The organism is Micromonospora sp. M51 (assembly GCF_018070305.1).
GTDB lineage: Bacteria > Actinomycetota > Actinomycetes > Mycobacteriales > Micromonosporaceae > Micromonospora > Micromonospora parva.
Genome location: NZ_JAGPXZ010000965.1, coordinates 1 through 1,977, shown reverse-complemented (window position 1 = coordinate 1,977; position 1,977 = coordinate 1). Strand labels below are relative to the sequence as shown.

2 protein-coding genes and 1 pseudogene are annotated in these 1,977 nt (G+C 73.0%); 2 read left to right on the top strand and 1 reads right to left on the bottom strand.

Features of this window, described 5'->3' with window-relative positions; genetic code table 11:
- Positions 1 to 292, top strand: a pseudogene (locus KBX53_RS31320) (SDR family NAD(P)-dependent oxidoreductase); the annotation flags it as partial.
- A 32-nt stretch (positions 293 to 324) separates the two neighbouring features.
- Positions 325 to 1,416, top strand: coding sequence for a PLP-dependent cysteine synthase family protein (locus tag KBX53_RS31315; protein ID WP_210863361.1), 1,092 nt, complete (start codon positions 325 to 327; stop codon positions 1,414 to 1,416).
- Between the two features lie 35 nt (positions 1,417 to 1,451).
- Here KBX53_RS31315 and KBX53_RS31310 read toward each other — a convergent pair.
- A partial coding sequence (locus KBX53_RS31310) for a putative glycolipid-binding domain-containing protein (RefSeq protein WP_247676493.1) occupies positions 1,452 to 1,977 on the bottom strand: 526 nt, incomplete at its 5' end.

Here is a 1,977-nt window from a genome sequence, read left to right as displayed (position 1 = left end):
CTGCCCGGACGGCATCTGGACCCCGATGCTGCACGACCGGCTGGACGACCCGGGGGCGGTGGCCTCGTTCACCGGGTCGATGCTGACCGCGCAGCGGGTGGCGGCCCGGGTGGTCCGGCTGGCCCGCCGACCACGCCCGGTGGTCAGCCTGCCCCGCTGGCGGGGTGCGCAGGTGCGCCTGTTGGACGCGCTGCCCAGGTTGGCCGTCACACTGACCCCACTGGTCCGCGCCGCGGGCCGCGCAGGTCAGCGCCGCCAACGCCGCCGGTCGGCATCGCCGGACCGGCGCTGACCACCCCTGGTCAGCTTGCTACGTTTCCGAGCGTGACTCATCTCGACAGGTGCGACGAATCCAGCCGGACCTGGGTGACCGAGGCGATCGCCACCGTCGAGGCGGACGCGAACCGCTCGGCCGACACCCACCTGCTGCCGTTCCCGCTGCCCCGCGAATGGGGGATCGACCTCTATCTCAAGGACGAGTCGTCACACCCCACCGGCTCTCTGAAGCACCGGCTGGCCCGCTCGTTGTTCCTGTACGGGCTCTGCAACGGCTGGATCGGGCCGCGCACCACGATCGTCGAAGCGTCGTCGGGTTCCACTGCGGTCTCCGAGGCGTACTTCGCCCGGATGCTGGGCCTGCCGTTCATCGCGGTGATGCCCGCCTCCACCTCACCGGAGAAGATCGCGCAGATCGAGTTTCAGGGCGGCCGGTGCCACCTGGTGGCCGACCCGGCGAGTGTGGTGGTCGAGGCCCGGTGGCTCGCCGAGGACTCCGGCGGGCCCTTCATGGACCAGTGCACCTACGCCGAGCGGGCGACCGACTGGCGGGGCAACAACAACATCGCCGAGTCGATCTACGCGCAGCTGGAGCTGGAGCGGCACCCGATCCCCGCCTGGGTGGTGGTGGGTGCCGGCACCGGGGGCACCAGCGCGACAATCGGCCGGTACGCCCGGTACCGCCGGCTCGCCACCAAGCTCTGCGTCGTCGACCCGGAGAACTCGGCGTTCTACCCGGCCTGGCTGGCCGCCGACTGGTCGGTACGGACCGGGAAGGGCTCCCGCATCGAGGGGATCGGCCGGCCCACCGTGGAGGCGTCGTTCCTGCCCTCGGTGGTGGACCGGATGGTGCAGGTGCCGGACGCGGCGTCACTGGCCGCGATGCGCGCCGGATCGGCGCTGCTGGGCCGTCGGGTGGGCGGCTCCACCGGCACCAACCTGTGGGGCGCGTTCGGCCTGATCGCCGCGATGCTCGCCGAGGGTCGGACCGGTTCGGTGGTCACCCTGATCTGCGACCCCGGCGACCGGTACGCCGACACGTACTACGCCGACGACTGGGTGAGCGCCCAGGGCCTCGACCTGACCCCGCACCTGGCCACGATCGACCGCTTCCTGGCCACCGGAGTCTGGCCCGGCTGAACCGCCAAGCGGGCCGTGGCCTGGCTCGGTGTCGGTCAGCGGGGGTCGATCCGTTCGGCCAGCCCGGGGTAGCGCACCACATAGCCGCTGTCGTCCAGATCGATGTCGGCGGTGAAGGTGCCGCTGGCGAAGCGCATCCGCCCCGGCCCGAGCCCGGTGTAGATCTGCTCGGCCGGCACCACCTCCAGGCCGGGCAGCAGCACCCAGGCGACGGTGATCCGGTGTGCCACGTCGGCGGGCTCGGCCGCCATCCTGAGCCGGTGATACGGCAGGGCGTTGAACAGCGGCGAGCCGCTCAGGTCGACGTCGAGCGCGTCGGCCAGTCGGTCCGGGTCGTCGGTGCCGGGCAGCCCGGCCCGGGGATGACCGGCCACGACGAGGGCCGCGTCCAGGTCGCCCTGCTCGGCGGTGGTGACCCGCCACCGGCCCACGGCCCGCTCCAGCGTCACCCGGCGCAGCCAGCCGGGACCCTCGGCCTCGACCTCGACCCGCGCGGTGGCCCAGTCCGGCGTGGTGGTCAGCTGGTAGCGGGCGGTCCACGGGACCGGGTCCACGGCGAGC